Source organism: Stenotrophomonas maltophilia group sp. Smal32, assembly GCF_030237085.1.
In the GTDB taxonomy this organism is placed as follows: domain Bacteria; phylum Pseudomonadota; class Gammaproteobacteria; order Xanthomonadales; family Xanthomonadaceae; genus Stenotrophomonas; species Stenotrophomonas maltophilia_Q.
In genome coordinates, this window is record NZ_JASJSI010000007.1 from 20,349 (window position 1) to 33,275 (window position 12,927).

Here is a 12,927-nt window from a genome sequence, read left to right on the forward strand (position 1 = left end):
CGCCGGCATTCTTGACCGGCAACATGCACGGGCGTCGGCAGCCGTTCACCTTGGTGATGCCACGCACTACGCTTCTGCGACAAGGGCCCGGGCCACGCCAGGGCTACCCTGCTCATGCCGGCATCAGGATGCTTTCACGGGGGCTGCGCAGCCTCTGCGGGCAGGGTGGAGCTGCCATCTGCCGGAGACCTCCATGCCCGTACACCGCCCTGCCCTGCTCGCCCTGTCCTTGCTGGTGTCTCCCGCCTTCGCGCAGGTGCCGCCGCCGGCCCAGCTGCCGGAGCCCATTGCCGAGAAGGCCGGACCCGATACCGCGGCGCGCTCGCCGCTGCACGCCCAGGTGCTTCTGGATCGCGCCAATTTCTCCCCGGGCGAGATCGACGGTGAGGTCGGCAGCAATCAGCGCCGCGCGGTGTCCGGTTTCCAGGCCGCACACGGGCTGACGGTGACCGGTGAGCTGGACGATGCCACCTGGAAAGCACTGCAGGCCGATGCGACCACACCGCTTGCCAGTTACACATTGACCGCCGATGACGTGGGAGGCCCGTTCCAGCCGGTCCCGAAAGGACCGGCCGCCCAGGCCAAGCTGAAAGCACTGGGCTACAGCAGCGTCGAGGAATCACTGGGCGAGCGCTTCCATGCCTCGCCGGCATTGCTGAAGGCACTCAACCCCGGCGTCGATCTGGCCAAGGCCGGCAACCGCATCCAGGTGCCCAACATCGCACCGGGGGCGTTGCCGAAGGCGGCCAGGATCGTGGTCGACAAGTCCGATTCCACCCTGCAGTTGCTGGATGCGCAGGGCAAGGTGATCGCGCAGGTGCCGGTCTCTTCCGGCAGCCAGCACGATCCGCTGCCGATCGGCGAATGGAAGATTCTCGGCGTGTATCGCGACCCGCCATTCCATTACAACCCCAAGCTGTTCTGGGATGCGCGCAAGGGCGACAAGAAGGCCACGCTGCCGCCCGGTCCGAACAATCCCGTCGGCCGGGTCTGGATCGATCTGTCCAAACCCCACTATGGCCTGCACGGAACGCCGGTGCCTGGCCATGTCGGCAAGACCGAATCGCATGGCTGCGTGCGCATGACCAACTGGGATGCGCTGCGTGTGGCCGATGCGGTGGATACCTCCGTTCCCGTGGTGATGCAGGAGTGAGCCGATGCGTCTTTCGCAGCTGATCGTGCTGGGCGTGCTGCTGGGTGTGGGAGTGGGCTGGTGGCTGCGCCGCGATGTGGGTGAACCGGTGGCCGTTGTGGCGCCCGCATCGCAACCAGCGGTGGCTGCTGCACCGGCGAAGGCGTCGGCAGTGCCGCACGTGAATGCTCCAGCATCCGCATCCTTGCCAACGTCAGCCAGCGCCAGCGATGCACCCGTGGATCTGCTGCTGCCGGTGCAGGGGGTACTGCCCTCGCAACTGCGCGACACCTTCACCGATGCACGCAGCGAGGGCCGCGTGCACGATGCAATCGACATCATGACCGATGCCGGTACGCCGGTGCTGGCCGTGGCCGACGGCACGGTGGAGAAGCTGTTCGACAGCAAGCGCGGTGGGCTGACCATCTACCAGTTCGAGCCCAGCGGACGCTGGTGCTACTACTACGCGCACCTGCAGCGCTATGCCGATGGCCTGGCCGAAAAGCAGGTGATCAAGCGCGGCGAGGTGATCGGTTATGTGGGCAGCACCGGCAATGCCAGCGCGGAGGCCCCGCACCTGCATTTCGAAGTACACGTACTGGGGCCGGAGAAGCAGTGGTGGAAGGGGGAATCGATCAATCCGTATCCGCTGCTGAAATCGGCTGCTTCGACGCCCGGCGCTGCCAGCGCCGCAAGGTGAACGTGAACACCGCCAACGCGCCCCCAGGAATCAGCAGGAACAGTGCCGCCACCTTCCAGAAGAAGAACGGCCACAGCCAGACGTAGTCCAGGTCGGTCAGCTTCAACAGGTCCAGTGGGGGCTGCAGTTCGATCACGGCCGCCCTGCCCGCCAGCGCCGGGTCCACCTCCAGCACGGTTACCCGCAGCCATGAGCGTCCGCGTGGCAATGCATCGCCGCGGCCATAGCCGAAGTAGGACGCCGTGAGGCCGCTGGATTCAACCGATGCCAGCCTGCGGTTGATGCCCTGCCCGGCCACGCCCGAACGCTCTCCCGCGCGGAAATCTCCATGATCGGTGGGAGTATCGATGCGCAGCAGAACTTCAGGGTCAGCCTGAGTACCGTCTGCGGCATAGCGCAGTCGCAGCCGCAGTTGGTCATCGATGAAGCGGTAGACGGTGACCTCGGCCGTCGCGCCGGGGCTGAGCAGCAGCGGCAGGGTCTGGGTACGCGAGGCCAGATGGTTGGCGATCGCGCCGAGCGCCAGAACCGCGCAGGCGATGCCCCACAGGCTCCACAACACCCACAGGGTGACCCGCACCACGGTCTCGCCTTTCACGCTGACATCCTGGTCATCGCTTCGCTTCCTCGCCGGCACTGGCGACACAGTAACGAAAAAGCCCCGCGTTCGCGGGGCTTCTTCTTTCTGCGACGCCAGGCATGGCCCAGCGCTACCGGTCACTCACTCAGGCGAACGGATCCTGCAGGACCATGGTGTGGTCGCGGTCCGGGCCGGTGGAGACGATGCTGATCGGGCAACCCGCCAGCTCTTCCAGCGACCGCAGGTAGGCACGTGCGGCCGGCGGCAGCTCGTCCCAGTGGGTGATGCCGTGGGTGTTCTCGCTCCAGCCCGGGAACTCCAGGTACACCGGGGTGCACTCTTCCCAGCCCTGCGCGTCCAGCGGCGCGTACTCGGTACGCTTGCCGTTGTATTCGTAGGCGATGCAGACCTTCAGCTTTTCCATGCCGTCCAGCACATCCAGCTTGGTGATGCACAGGCCGCTGATGCCGTTGATGGCCACTGCGCGCTTCAGCGCGACGATGTCCATCCAGCCGCAACGACGCGGACGGCCGGTCGAAGCACCGTACTCGGCGCCGCGGTCACGGATGCCCTGGCCGACTTCGTCGTCCAGCTCGGTCGGGAACGGGCCGCCGCCGACGCGGGTGGCGTAGGCCTTGGCGATACCCAGCACATAGTCGATCGAATCGGCGCCGACGCCGGAACCGGCCAGCGCACCACCGACGGTGGTGTTGGAGCTGGTGACGTACGGGTAGGTGCCGTGGTCGATGTCCAGCAGCGCGCCCTGCGCACCTTCGAACAGCACGCGCTTACCCTGCTTGCGCAGGTCGTGCAGGATGCCGGCCACGTCGGACTTCATCGGCTGCACGTATTCGCCGAAGGCCAGCGCTTCGTCGAAGGTCTTCTGGAAGTCGACCGCATCGGTGTTCAGGTACTTGGTCAGCACGAAGTTGTGGTAATCCAGCGCGGTGCGCAGGAGTTCTTCCAGCTGCTTCGGGTAGTGCAGGTCAGCGATGCGGATGCCGCGACGCGCCACCTTATCTTCGTAGGCCGGGCCGATGCCACGGCCGGTGGTGCCGATCGCCTTGCCGCCGGCAGCGCGCTCGCGCGCCTGGTCCAGGGCGATGTGGTACGGCATGATCAGCGGCGCGGCCGGGGAGATCTTCAGGCGCGAACGCACTTCCACACCGGAGGCTTCCAGCTCGGCGATTTCCTTCTGCAGTGCGGCGGGCGAGATCACCACGCCGTTGCCGATCAGGCACAGCGCATCGTCACGCAGGATGCCCGACGGGATCAGGTGCAGGACGGTCTTCTTGCCGTTGATGACCAGGGTGTGGCCGGCGTTGTGGCCGCCCTGGAAGCGCACGACGGCGCCGATTTCCTCAGTGAGCAGATCGACGATCTTGCCCTTGCCTTCATCGCCCCACTGGGCACCCAACACTACGACAGACTGACCCATGACGGGCTCCTCGATTTGTTGCGGCCATCGGGGCCGCGGACGGGTAAACCGTGGCGGGGCTGGCCAGCACCTGCAAGGCGGCTCCAAACGGGGAGCGGCCGGCGATGGAAGGCCCAGACACGGAAAAAGCCGAACGGGGAGGCCCGTCCGGCTTTTGTGCATTATCCGGGTTTCCGGGGTCGGGTGCCACCTTTCCGACGGACGGCTTCACCGGCCGGTCAGGCCGGCGTCTCATGTAGAGCCGAGCCCATGCTCGGCTGCCTTTCCGCCGCTGCGCGGCGCCGCCCGAGCATGGGCTCGGACGCTACAGGGCGGGGTTCAGTGCCGTGCCCACCACAGCAGGCTCAGGCCGGCCAGCAGCACCAGCCCGCCGAAGCTGCGCAGGGCCGGGCTCGGCATGTCCAGCAGGCGCTCGGCCATGCGCTTCCAGGCGAACGGTGCGACGAACAGGAACAGGCCTTCCAGCACCGCCACCAGGCAGACGGCGGCGAACAGATCTTTCATGGGGGGGACTCCGGAAAAAACACGGGGCCCGGCATTCAGCCGGGCCCCGTGGGGTAACGCCCTGCGACCTCAGCGGTCGTTCTTCAGGTACTGCAGGAACGGGTCGTTCTTGTCCAGCACGATCACGCCGTTGCCGTCGGTCATGGAGCCACGGTAGGCCTCCAGGCTGCGGTAGAACGCGTAGAACGACGGGTCGGCCGAGCCGGCCTTGCCGTAGATGCGGGCGGCGTCGGCATCGCCTTCACCGCGCAGGCGCTGGGCATCACGCTCGGCCTCGGCGATCAGTACGGTGCTGTCACGGTCGGCCTGGGCGCGGATGGTCAGCGACTGCTCCTCGCCCTCAGCGCGCAGCTTGGCGGCTTCCTGCTTGCGCTGGGCGCGCATGCGCTCGTACACGTCGTTGATCACCTGGCTGTCGGTCGGCAGGTCCACCTGCTTGATGCGCAGGTCGATCATCTGCATGCCCAGGCCGGCCACGGCTTCGTTGATCCCCTTCAGCTGCTCGGCGATCAGCTCGCTGCGGTCGCCGGAAACCAGCTGCTGCAGGGTGCGCGAGTTGATCTGGTTGCGCAGCGAGTCGGTGATGATCGGTGCCAGACGGGCATTGGCGATACGCGGATCGCCGCCGGTGGCACGGAAGTAGTCACCCACGTTGGAGATGTAGCCGATGGCGAAGAAGTCGACGCTGACGTCCTTCTGCTCAGCAGTGAAGTAACGCGCCGGGGCGGTGTCGAGCACCTGGAAGCGGCGGTCGAAGACTTTCACCGTTTCCACCACCGGCACCTTGAAGTGCAGGCCCGGCTTGATGTCCGAACGCACCACCTTGCCCAGGTTCAGCACCATGGCGGTCTGGTCCTCACGGACCACGTACACCGAGCCGAGCAGGCCCAGCACCACCGCCACGATCACGGCGATCCAGATAGGACTCTTCATCGGCTGCCCTCCTCACGGCCGCTCGGTCGCCCGGTCGGGCGGCCCACCGGCCGGCCCGGATCACGGGACTGTTCCACCGCTGCGCCCGGCAGCGACGGCATCACCACCTCCGGGTTGGTCACCCCCGGCGGGGCCGAGGTGGTGGGACGGGTATCGCCGGTCATCGGCACGTAGATCAGCTGGCGGCCATCGCCACCGATCACCTTGCGGTTCTCGCTCAGCACCTGCTGCACGGTCTCCAGCCACAGGCGCTTGCGGGTCACTTCCGGGGCGTCCTTGTACTGGGCCTGCAACAGGCTGAAGCGCTGCGCGTCACCCTCGGCCTTGGACACCACGGCCTGCTTGTAGCCTTCGGCGGTGGTACGGGCACGCGAGGCCTGGCCTCGGGCTTCCGGCACGACCTTGGCGGCGTAGGCCTGGGCTTCGTTGATCAGGCGTTCCTTGACCTGCTGGGCGCCATTGACCTCGTCGAAGGCCGGCTTGACCTCTTCCGGCGGACGGGCGTCCTGCAGGGTCAGGCCGGTCACGGTCAGGCCGGTCTTGAACGCCTTCAGCAGCGCCTGCAGGCGCTCTTCGGCGGCCACGGCCAGCGGGCCACGGTTGTTCAGCACGGCGTTGAGGTCGGCGCGGCCGACTTCCTCGCGCACCGCGCTCTGCGCCGACTGCTCCAGCACCTGGTTGGCATCCACGGTGCCGAACAGGTACTGCTGCGGGTCGTCGATGCGGTACTGGACGTTCAGCGAGACGTTGACGATGTTCTCGTCGCGGGTCAGCACCGGCACCTGGATCGAGAAGGTCTTGATCTCGGTGGCATTGACCTTGGTGACCGATTCGATCGGCCACGGCAGCTTGAAGTTCGGGCCGGGCTGCAGGATGCGCGAGAACTGGCCGAAGCGCAGCACCACGCCACGCTGCTGTTCGCCGATCAGCTGGAAGCTGGAGAACAGCACCAGCAGCACCACGGCCGCCACCACCCAACGCACGATGCCGCCGTCGAACAGGTCCTTCAGTGGTCCGGGCAATCCGCCCCAGCCACCACCATTGCCACCGCCGCGTGACCCGAACGGCCCGCGTCGATTGTCCTCGGGGCCTTGTCCGCCCTTGTTGCCGCCGGGTGTATTCCAGGCCATGCACGCTCCATCAAGATTTGGGCTGCGGCACGGGCCCTTCCCGCACCGCCAGCCGTGAAACCATCACCGATCATACAAGATGGGGCGGATCGGCAGGATCGAAAGGGGGGCTACGGGGTAAGGTGGCGTTTTCCTCGAAGTCAGGCAACGCCGATGGCCCCCACCACCCCGTTCACCGCCTTCCGTATCGAAAACGACGACGCCGGCTACCGCAGCGGCCTGGCCCAGCTGGGTGTCGACGACCTCAACCCCGGCCAGGTGCTGATCCGCGCCCACTGGTCCTCGGTCAACTACAAGGACGCCCTGGCCGGCACCGGCAAGGGGAAGATCCTGCGCCGCTTCCCGCTGGTCGGGGGCATCGACGTGGCCGGCACCGTAGTCGCCAGCGCCGATCCTGACTGGCGTGAAGGCGACGCGGTGCTGGCCACCGGCTGCGGCCTCAGCGAAACCCGCGACGGCGGCTACAGCCAGTACGTGCGGCTGGAGTCGCGTGCGGTGATCGCCCAGCCGGCCGGGCTGACCCCTCGCGAGGCGATGGTGCTGGGCACCGCTGGGTTCACTGCGGCGCTGGCCCTGCTGCGCATGCAGGACAACCGGCAGACCCCGGAACTCGGCCCGCTGGCGGTCACCGGTGCCAGCGGCGGTGTCGGTGCGCTGGCGCTGTCGATCTTCAGCCGTGCCGGCTACAGCGTGCACGCGGTCAGCGGCAAGCCGGACCAGGCCGATTTCCTGCGCAGCATCGGCGCCACCGAGGTACTGCCACGCGACGCGCTGGCCGATACCGGCCCGCTGCAGTCGGCGCGCTTCGGCGGTGGCCTCGACAATGCCGGAGGCGACATGCTGGCCAGCCTGCTGGCGCAGACCGTGCCCTACGGCAGCGTGGTCAGTGCCGGTCTGGCCGCCAGCCCGACGCTGGACATGACCGTGATGCCGTTCATCCTGCGCGGTGTCTCGCTGCTGGGCGTGTCCTCGGCCAATGCGCCGCGCGGGCTGCGCGAAGAGGTGTGGTCGCGACTGGGCAGTGACTGGAAACCGCAGCACCTGGACCGCATCTGTACTGCCGAAGTCGGCCTGGATGGCCTGCCCGCCGTGTTCGAGCGGATGCTGGCCGGCGGCTCGCTGGGCCGCACCGTGGTGCGGATCGACTGAACGTCGCAGGCAGGCGACGGACGGCAGGCGGTCCCCTCCCGCCGGTAATGTGCCCGCACTACACTGCGGGCATTACATGGGGAACAACATGGCACGCATTCTGATCGTCGACGACTCACCGTCGCAGCTGTTGGGGATACAGCGCATCGTCGAGAAGCTCGGGCACCAGATCCTGACCGCCACCGATGGCGCCGCCGGGGTCGAAACCGCCAAGGCCGAGCTGCCCGACCTCGTCCTGATGGACGTGGTGATGCCCAACCTCAACGGCTTCCAGGCCACCCGCACCCTCGCCCGCGACGAGGCAACCCGCCACATCCCGGTGATCCTGGTGACCACCAAGGACCAGGACACCGACCGCATGTGGGGCATGCGCCAGGGCGCCAAGGCCTACATCACCAAGCCGTTCTCGGAAGACGAACTGTCCGAAGTGCTGGAACGGGTGTTCGCCGGGCAGGGCTGAAACATTCCGGTGGGTGCCAACCTTGGTTGGCACGCCTTGAACGGCCGAAAAGCGTGTGGCCCCAGGTCCGCCCCCACCAGAATCCACCTCAGATCGTTTCGCCGAACGCCTTGGCCAGGTTCCGGTATGCCTTCTTCTGCGCCTCATCGGTCGCGGCCGGGGCCACGATCTCGATCTCGACGATCTGGTCGCCATCCGGATTGCCCGGCAGGCCACGGCCACGCAGGCGCAGCTTGCGCCCGGCATCGGAATCGGCCGGAATCTTCAGCTCCACCGCACCGCCCAGGGTCGGCACGCTGATGCTGGTCCCCAATGCGGCCTGCCACGGTGTGACCGGCAGCGTATAGAGGATGTTGCGGCCATCGACCTCGAACTGCGGGTGCGCGGCGTACTCCACTTCCAGCAGCAGGTTGCCGCCATGATTGCCCTGCCCGGCCAGCCGTATCACCTGGCCCGGACGGATGCCCTTGGGCACGCGCACGTCCAGCTGCTTGCCGTTGACGGTGATGCGCAGGCTGTCACCGTTGTAGGCCGCCTCCAGCGGTACCGACAGCTTGGCGCGGGTATCGCGATTGGGCGCATGGCCCTGGCTGCTGAAGCCCGGCCCGGGACCAGCGCCGCCACCGCCACGCTGGCGCGCGAACAGGCTTTCGAAGAAGTCGCTGAAGCCGCCGTTGGGGCCGCCGCCGCCGAACACTTCCTCGAAATTGAAGCCCCCGGCGCCGCCGTAGTTCGGCGGCACGTTGAACTCCTCGCCCGGGCGATAGCCCTGCGCGCGCAGCTGGTCGTAGGCCGCGCGCTTCTCCGGATCACGCAGCGCCTCGTAGGCCTCGTTGACCGCCTTGAACTTGTCTTCGGCCCCGGCCTCCTTGCTGACGTCCGGGTGGTACTTGCGTGCCAGCCGGCGGTAGGCGGTCTTGATCTCCGCCTCGCCCGCGCTCGGTTCCACCCCCAGGGTGGCGTAGTAATCCTTGAATTCCATCCATCTACCTCGATTCGCTTCGGCCGCGCCGGTGGCGCCGCCCCGGGTTCATTCTACGCGCCGGCGATGCTACGCCGCCCCTCGTGCGGCCCTGGTGAGGCCGACTGATCCTGCGCAATGCGGCTGCCATCCCCATGCCCCAGGCTTTGACTGGAAGCCTGCCCCGCCAGGCCTGAAGATGGGGCCTGCACGCCGGTTTTCCAATGTCTTGACGCCCCTGTCCCACGCCGGCCTCTAGCCTGCCCCTGCAAGGAGTCCACCATGACCATCCACGTTGGCGACCGCATTCCGGAAGTGACCCTCAAGCGCATCCGCGAGGGCATCGAAACGCTCGATACGCATTCGCTGTTCGACGCGCGCAAGGTGGTGCTGTTCGCCGTGCCCGGTGCGTTCACCCCCACCTGTTCGGCCCGTCACCTGCCCGGCTACGTCGAAAAGTTCGAGGCCTTCCGCCAGCGCGGCATCGACGTCTACTGCGTGGCGGTCAACGATCCGTTCGTGATGAAAGCCTGGGCCACCGACCAGCACGTGCCCGACGGCCTGCTGATGCTGTCCGACGGCAATGCAGAACTGACCCGCGCGCTCGGCCTGGAGCTCGACGCCAGCGCCTCGGGCATGGGCATCCGCTCGCGTCGCTTCGCGCTGTACGTGGTCGATGGCGTGGTGCGCGCCGCCTGGGTTGAACAACCCGGCCAGTTCGAAGTCTCTTCAGCCGAGTACGTGCTGGAGCACCTGCCCACCTGATTCTCCACCGCAAAAGGAAACGGCCAGCCATGTCCAGCAAGCCAGCCAAAGCCCCCAAGCCCGCCGCGAAGGTTCCCGGCATCAGCGACCGCAAGACCCTGCGTGATCGCGCCCGGCGCAACATCGAGGATGGCGCGATCACCGACAGCTACAGCGCCGACCGCAAGGTGGTGATCAAGCTGCTCAACGACGCGCTGGCCACCGAGTACGTCTGCGTGCTGCGCTACTACCGGCACTATTTCATGGCCAAGGGCATGCTGGCCGATGCGGTGAAAGCCGAGTTTCTCGAGCATGCACAGCAGGAACAGGCGCACGCCGGCAAGCTGGCCGAGCGCATCGTCCAGCTCGGCGGCGAACCTGATTTCAACCCCGATACGCTCACCGCGCGTTCGCATGCCGAGTACAAGGAAGGCAGCGACCTGCGCGACATGGTGCGCGAGAACCTGGTGGCCGAGCGCATCGCCATCGACAGCTATCGCGAGATGATCAACTTCATCGGCGACCGCGACACCACCACCAAGCGCATCCTTGAGGAAATCCTGGCGCAGGAAGAGGAACACGCCGATGAATTCGCCGACCTGCTGGATGGGTGGATCGGGGAATAGCGGTTACGCCAAGGGCTCGCGGCCATCTACGGTGTTGTAGGGCCGAGCCCATGCTCGGCTTACCTCTGCATGCACGTCGCAGGAGCAGCCGAGCATGGGCTCGGCTCTACAACAGCGTGGCAGACATACGGGACGTGCCAACCAAGGTTGGCACCTACCGGAGTACGGTGAACCGCACCTGCGTCCACGCGCCGTCGGCCGCCAGTGCGGTCAGGGCATGCGCGCCCGGTTCGGCGAACTCGCGCTGCATCAACTGCGCACCATGAGTCTGCGCGATCCAGCGACCGTCCAGCAGCCAGTCCACCGTCTGCTCGCTGCCCAGCGCGCGCAGCTGCAGGCGTACGCCATGTTCGGCGTTGGGTGCACGCGCCAGTACGGCGCCATCATTGAGGCCATCGATGTGCAACGCGACGCTGGCCTCACGCCCATCATCACGGCAGTCCGGCGACAGCGCCGGCAGCTGGGAGGCCTCGCGCGTGGCCTTGGGCAGCCACGGTGACAGCAACGCTGGCCAGCGCGCGATCTCGCGCGCGACTTCTTCGTGCGGCAAGCGGCAATCGGCTGACACGCGCAGACCGCTGCGGGCGTCTGCCAGGAAACGCTGCCGCCCCGGCTGCCAGCGTCGTGCCTCGCGCTCGGGGAAGGTCGGCGGTGCTGCGCCATCGAGCAGGTAGGCCGACATCCTGCGCTGGCAGAGCGCAGCAGACAGGTCTTCGGCACGCTCACCGGTCGGCCAGCAGACGTCTTCCTGGCTGACGCTGGCCGGCATCGGCGCGGACGCCGAGTCACCGCGTTGGCGTGGCAGGCTGTCCACCACCTCGAACATCAGTGGCAGCGCGGTGACCGCGCCGTACTGGCCCGGCAGAGGCGTGCCGTCCGGCCGGCCCACCCACACGCCCACGGTGTAATGGCGGGTACTGCCGATGGCCCACGCATCGCGGTACCCGTAACTGGTGCCGGTCTTCCACGCCACGCGCGGGCGGCCACCGACATCGAACGTACCGACGCTGTACCCCGGGCGCGGATTCGATTCCAGCATCTCGCGCACGATCCAGCTTGCGCCGGGCGAAGCGAGACGTCGCTCGATCATCGGCTCGTCATCGGTGTAACGCACGCGCCCGGCGATGCCATTGCGGTTGAGCGCGGCGAACGCGCCGACCAGATCTTCCAGCCGCGCGCCGGTGCCGCCCAGGATCAACGACAGGTTGGGCGTGCTGCCCGGCGGAAAGCGCAGCTGGATGCCGGCATGCGACAGGCGTGCGGCAAAGCGCGCGGCCCCGACCCGCTGCAACAGGTCCACCGACGGCACGTTGAGTGACAGCCGCAATGCGCTGGAGGCGCCAACAGGCCCATTGAAGGCCATATCGAAATTGCCCGGGCGATAGCTGCCGAAACTCTGCGGCGCATCGACCAGCAGGCTCTCCGAATGGATCAGGCCATCATCCAGTGCCATCGCGTAGAGAAATGGCTTGAGCGTGGAGCCGGGCGAACGCCAGGCCTGCACCATGTCCACGTGGCCAAGCCGCTGGCGGTCGCCAAAGGACAACGTACCGACATAGGCACGCGCCTGCAGGGTCTGGTTGTCGACCACCAGCAGCGCGGCCGAGGTACGCTCGGGCAGCGTCGAGAAATAGCTGGCCACGCGCTCTTCCAGCGTGCGCTGCAGGCCGATGTCGATGCTGCTCTGGATGCGTGCCTGGCCCGGATGCGCCGAATGCAGGCGCTGCGCCAGCAGCGCGGCATGCAGCGGCGGCCGCAGCGAGCGCGCCACCACGTTCTCGATGCGCGCGTCTTGCACCTCTTCCGGTGTCCACGCGCCCAGTTCGGCCATGCGGGTCAGCACCTTGTCACGCGCCTTCTGCGCCGCTTCCGGGTGACGATCCGGGCGCAGCCGGCTCGGTGCCTGCGGCAGCACCGCCAGCAACGCGGCTTCGGCATGCGACAGCTGCGCCGCCGGCTTGCCCAGATAGGCCCAGCTGGCCGCTTCCACGCCCTCGATGGTGCCGCCGTAGGGCGCGCGCTCCAGGTACAGGGCCAGGATCTGCTGCTTGCTCAGATGCACTTCCAGCTGCACCGCGCGCAGCATCTGCTTGAGCTTTCCCCAGGGCGTGCGCGTATGCGGATCGAGGATGCGTGCGACCTGCATGGTCAGGGTCGAGCCACCGGAGACGATGCGGCCGCCGCGCAGCAGCTGGCCGCTTGCCCGCAGGATCGCCAGCGGATTGATGCCCGGATGGCGCCAGAACCAGCGGTCTTCGTAGGTCAGCAATGCCTGCAGGTACAGCGGCGAGACGCTGTCGATGGAAGCCGGATAGCGCCACACGCCCTCGGCATCGGGGAACGCACGCAGTGGTGTGCCGTCTGCAGCCACCACCAGGGTGCTGGTGTCGCGCTGCTTCGGCAAGGGTGGCGGGAAGGCGAAATCCAGCACCAGCAGCAGCGCCAGCAGCGCCGCGGTACCCCAGCGCAGCCACGGCCACAGCGGCTGCAGCCGGCGGCGCAGGGCCGCCAGCCGGTTTTTCATTGCGTCTTTCATTGCACATTGCCCGCAGGACGGGCCGCGCCTGCGC

The 12,927-nt window shown here is 67.4% G+C and carries 13 protein-coding genes; 6 read left to right on the forward strand and 7 right to left on the reverse strand.

Going from position 1 to position 12,927, the window contains the following annotated elements; genetic code table 11:
- Positions 1-193: 193 nt before the first annotated feature.
- Positions 194-1,153 (forward strand): L,D-transpeptidase family protein, encoded by a 960-nt coding sequence (locus QRO91_RS03115; RefSeq protein ID WP_197620205.1) that lies wholly within the window; start codon positions 194-196, stop codon positions 1,151-1,153.
- Between the two features lie 4 nt (positions 1,154-1,157).
- A complete protein-coding gene (locus tag QRO91_RS03120) occupies positions 1,158-1,832 on the forward strand; it encodes a M23 family metallopeptidase (protein ID WP_197620206.1) in 675 nt (224 codons plus the stop codon).
- Here QRO91_RS03120 and QRO91_RS03125 read toward each other — a convergent pair.
- The 5 genes from QRO91_RS03125 to hflK form a co-directional block, all read right to left on the reverse strand.
- On the reverse strand, positions 1,768-2,430 hold the full coding sequence (locus QRO91_RS03125; protein WP_049427620.1) for a hypothetical protein: 663 nt from the start codon (positions 2,428-2,430) through the stop codon (positions 1,768-1,770). The genes QRO91_RS03120 and QRO91_RS03125 overlap by 65 nt on opposite strands.
- A 127-nt stretch (positions 2,431-2,557) precedes the next feature.
- The gene (locus tag QRO91_RS03130; protein WP_049427619.1) at positions 2,558-3,850 is read right to left on the reverse strand and encodes an adenylosuccinate synthase; all 1,293 of its coding nucleotides are present in this window, start codon (positions 3,848-3,850) and stop codon (positions 2,558-2,560) included.
- Positions 3,851-4,168: 318 nt separating this feature from the next.
- Positions 4,169-4,354 (reverse strand): DUF2065 family protein, encoded by a 186-nt coding sequence (locus QRO91_RS03135; RefSeq protein WP_049427618.1) that lies wholly within the window; start codon positions 4,352-4,354, stop codon positions 4,169-4,171.
- Positions 4,355-4,423: 69 nt separating this feature from the next.
- Positions 4,424-5,287, reverse strand: a complete 864-nt coding sequence (hflC, locus tag QRO91_RS03140; protein WP_010482785.1) for a protease modulator HflC — start codon at positions 5,285-5,287, stop codon at positions 4,424-4,426.
- Positions 5,284-6,417 (reverse strand): FtsH protease activity modulator HflK, encoded by a 1,134-nt coding sequence (gene hflK, locus QRO91_RS03145; RefSeq protein ID WP_100443654.1) that lies wholly within the window; start codon positions 6,415-6,417, stop codon positions 5,284-5,286. The genes hflC and hflK overlap by 4 nt, the downstream gene beginning before the upstream one ends.
- Before the next feature lie 153 nt (positions 6,418-6,570).
- On the opposite strand from hflK, the gene QRO91_RS03150 reads away from it, so the two are divergent.
- On the forward strand, positions 6,571-7,566 hold the full coding sequence (locus QRO91_RS03150; RefSeq protein ID WP_197620207.1) for a YhdH/YhfP family quinone oxidoreductase: 996 nt from the start codon (positions 6,571-6,573) through the stop codon (positions 7,564-7,566).
- Positions 7,567-7,654: 88 nt separating this feature from the next.
- Complete coding sequence (pilH, locus tag QRO91_RS03155) at positions 7,655-8,026, forward strand: twitching motility response regulator PilH (RefSeq protein WP_005410644.1); 372 nt, start codon at positions 7,655-7,657, stop codon at positions 8,024-8,026.
- 88 nt (positions 8,027-8,114) lie between these two features.
- On the opposite strand, the gene QRO91_RS03160 is transcribed toward pilH, so the two are convergent.
- Positions 8,115-9,008 (reverse strand): DnaJ C-terminal domain-containing protein, encoded by an 894-nt coding sequence (locus QRO91_RS03160; RefSeq protein WP_043399085.1) that lies wholly within the window; start codon positions 9,006-9,008, stop codon positions 8,115-8,117.
- A 261-nt stretch (positions 9,009-9,269) separates the two neighbouring features.
- Here QRO91_RS03160 and QRO91_RS03165 point away from each other — a divergent pair, with 261 nt between their 5' ends.
- Both QRO91_RS03165 and QRO91_RS03170 read left to right on the forward strand, forming a co-directional pair.
- Positions 9,270-9,752 carry a peroxiredoxin gene (locus QRO91_RS03165; protein ID WP_049430076.1) on the forward strand — a complete coding sequence of 161 codons (483 nt, stop codon included), beginning with the start codon at positions 9,270-9,272 and terminating at the stop codon, positions 9,750-9,752.
- Between the two features lie 29 nt (positions 9,753-9,781).
- Positions 9,782-10,357, forward strand: coding sequence for a bacterioferritin (locus tag QRO91_RS03170; RefSeq protein ID WP_049430075.1), 576 nt, complete (start codon positions 9,782-9,784; stop codon positions 10,355-10,357).
- Between the two features lie 154 nt (positions 10,358-10,511).
- On the opposite strand, the gene pbpC is transcribed toward QRO91_RS03170, so the two are convergent.
- Positions 10,512-12,893: a penicillin-binding protein 1C gene (pbpC, locus tag QRO91_RS03175; protein ID WP_049430074.1), complete on the reverse strand. Its 2,382-nt coding sequence runs from the start codon at positions 12,891-12,893 to the stop codon at positions 10,512-10,514.
- Positions 12,894-12,927 lie beyond the last annotated feature (34 nt).

What these genes read in the sequence shown, in the direction of transcription:
- QRO91_RS03170 (WP_049430075.1), top strand. Translation starts at nt 9,782, where the DNA reads ATGTCCAGCAAGCCAGCCAAAGCCCCCAAGCCCGCCGCGAAGGTTCCC.
- pbpC (WP_049430074.1), bottom strand. Translation starts at nt 12,893, where the DNA reads ATGAAAGACGCAATGAAAAACCGGCTGGCGGCCCTGCGCCGCCGGCTG.
- QRO91_RS03120 (WP_197620206.1), top strand. Translation starts at nt 1,158, where the DNA reads ATGCGTCTTTCGCAGCTGATCGTGCTGGGCGTGCTGCTGGGTGTGGGA.
- hflC (WP_010482785.1), bottom strand. Translation starts at nt 5,287, where the DNA reads ATGAAGAGTCCTATCTGGATCGCCGTGATCGTGGCGGTGGTGCTGGGC.
- pilH (WP_005410644.1), top strand. Translation starts at nt 7,655, where the DNA reads ATGGCACGCATTCTGATCGTCGACGACTCACCGTCGCAGCTGTTGGGG.
- QRO91_RS03150 (WP_197620207.1), top strand. Translation starts at nt 6,571, where the DNA reads ATGGCCCCCACCACCCCGTTCACCGCCTTCCGTATCGAAAACGACGAC.
- QRO91_RS03115 (WP_197620205.1), top strand. Translation starts at nt 194, where the DNA reads ATGCCCGTACACCGCCCTGCCCTGCTCGCCCTGTCCTTGCTGGTGTCT.
- hflK (WP_100443654.1), bottom strand. Translation starts at nt 6,417, where the DNA reads ATGGCCTGGAATACACCCGGCGGCAACAAGGGCGGACAAGGCCCCGAG.
- QRO91_RS03130 (WP_049427619.1), bottom strand. Translation starts at nt 3,850, where the DNA reads ATGGGTCAGTCTGTCGTAGTGTTGGGTGCCCAGTGGGGCGATGAAGGC.
- QRO91_RS03165 (WP_049430076.1), top strand. Translation starts at nt 9,270, where the DNA reads ATGACCATCCACGTTGGCGACCGCATTCCGGAAGTGACCCTCAAGCGC.
- QRO91_RS03160 (WP_043399085.1), bottom strand. Translation starts at nt 9,008, where the DNA reads ATGGAATTCAAGGATTACTACGCCACCCTGGGGGTGGAACCGAGCGCG.
- QRO91_RS03135 (WP_049427618.1), bottom strand. Translation starts at nt 4,354, where the DNA reads ATGAAAGATCTGTTCGCCGCCGTCTGCCTGGTGGCGGTGCTGGAAGGC.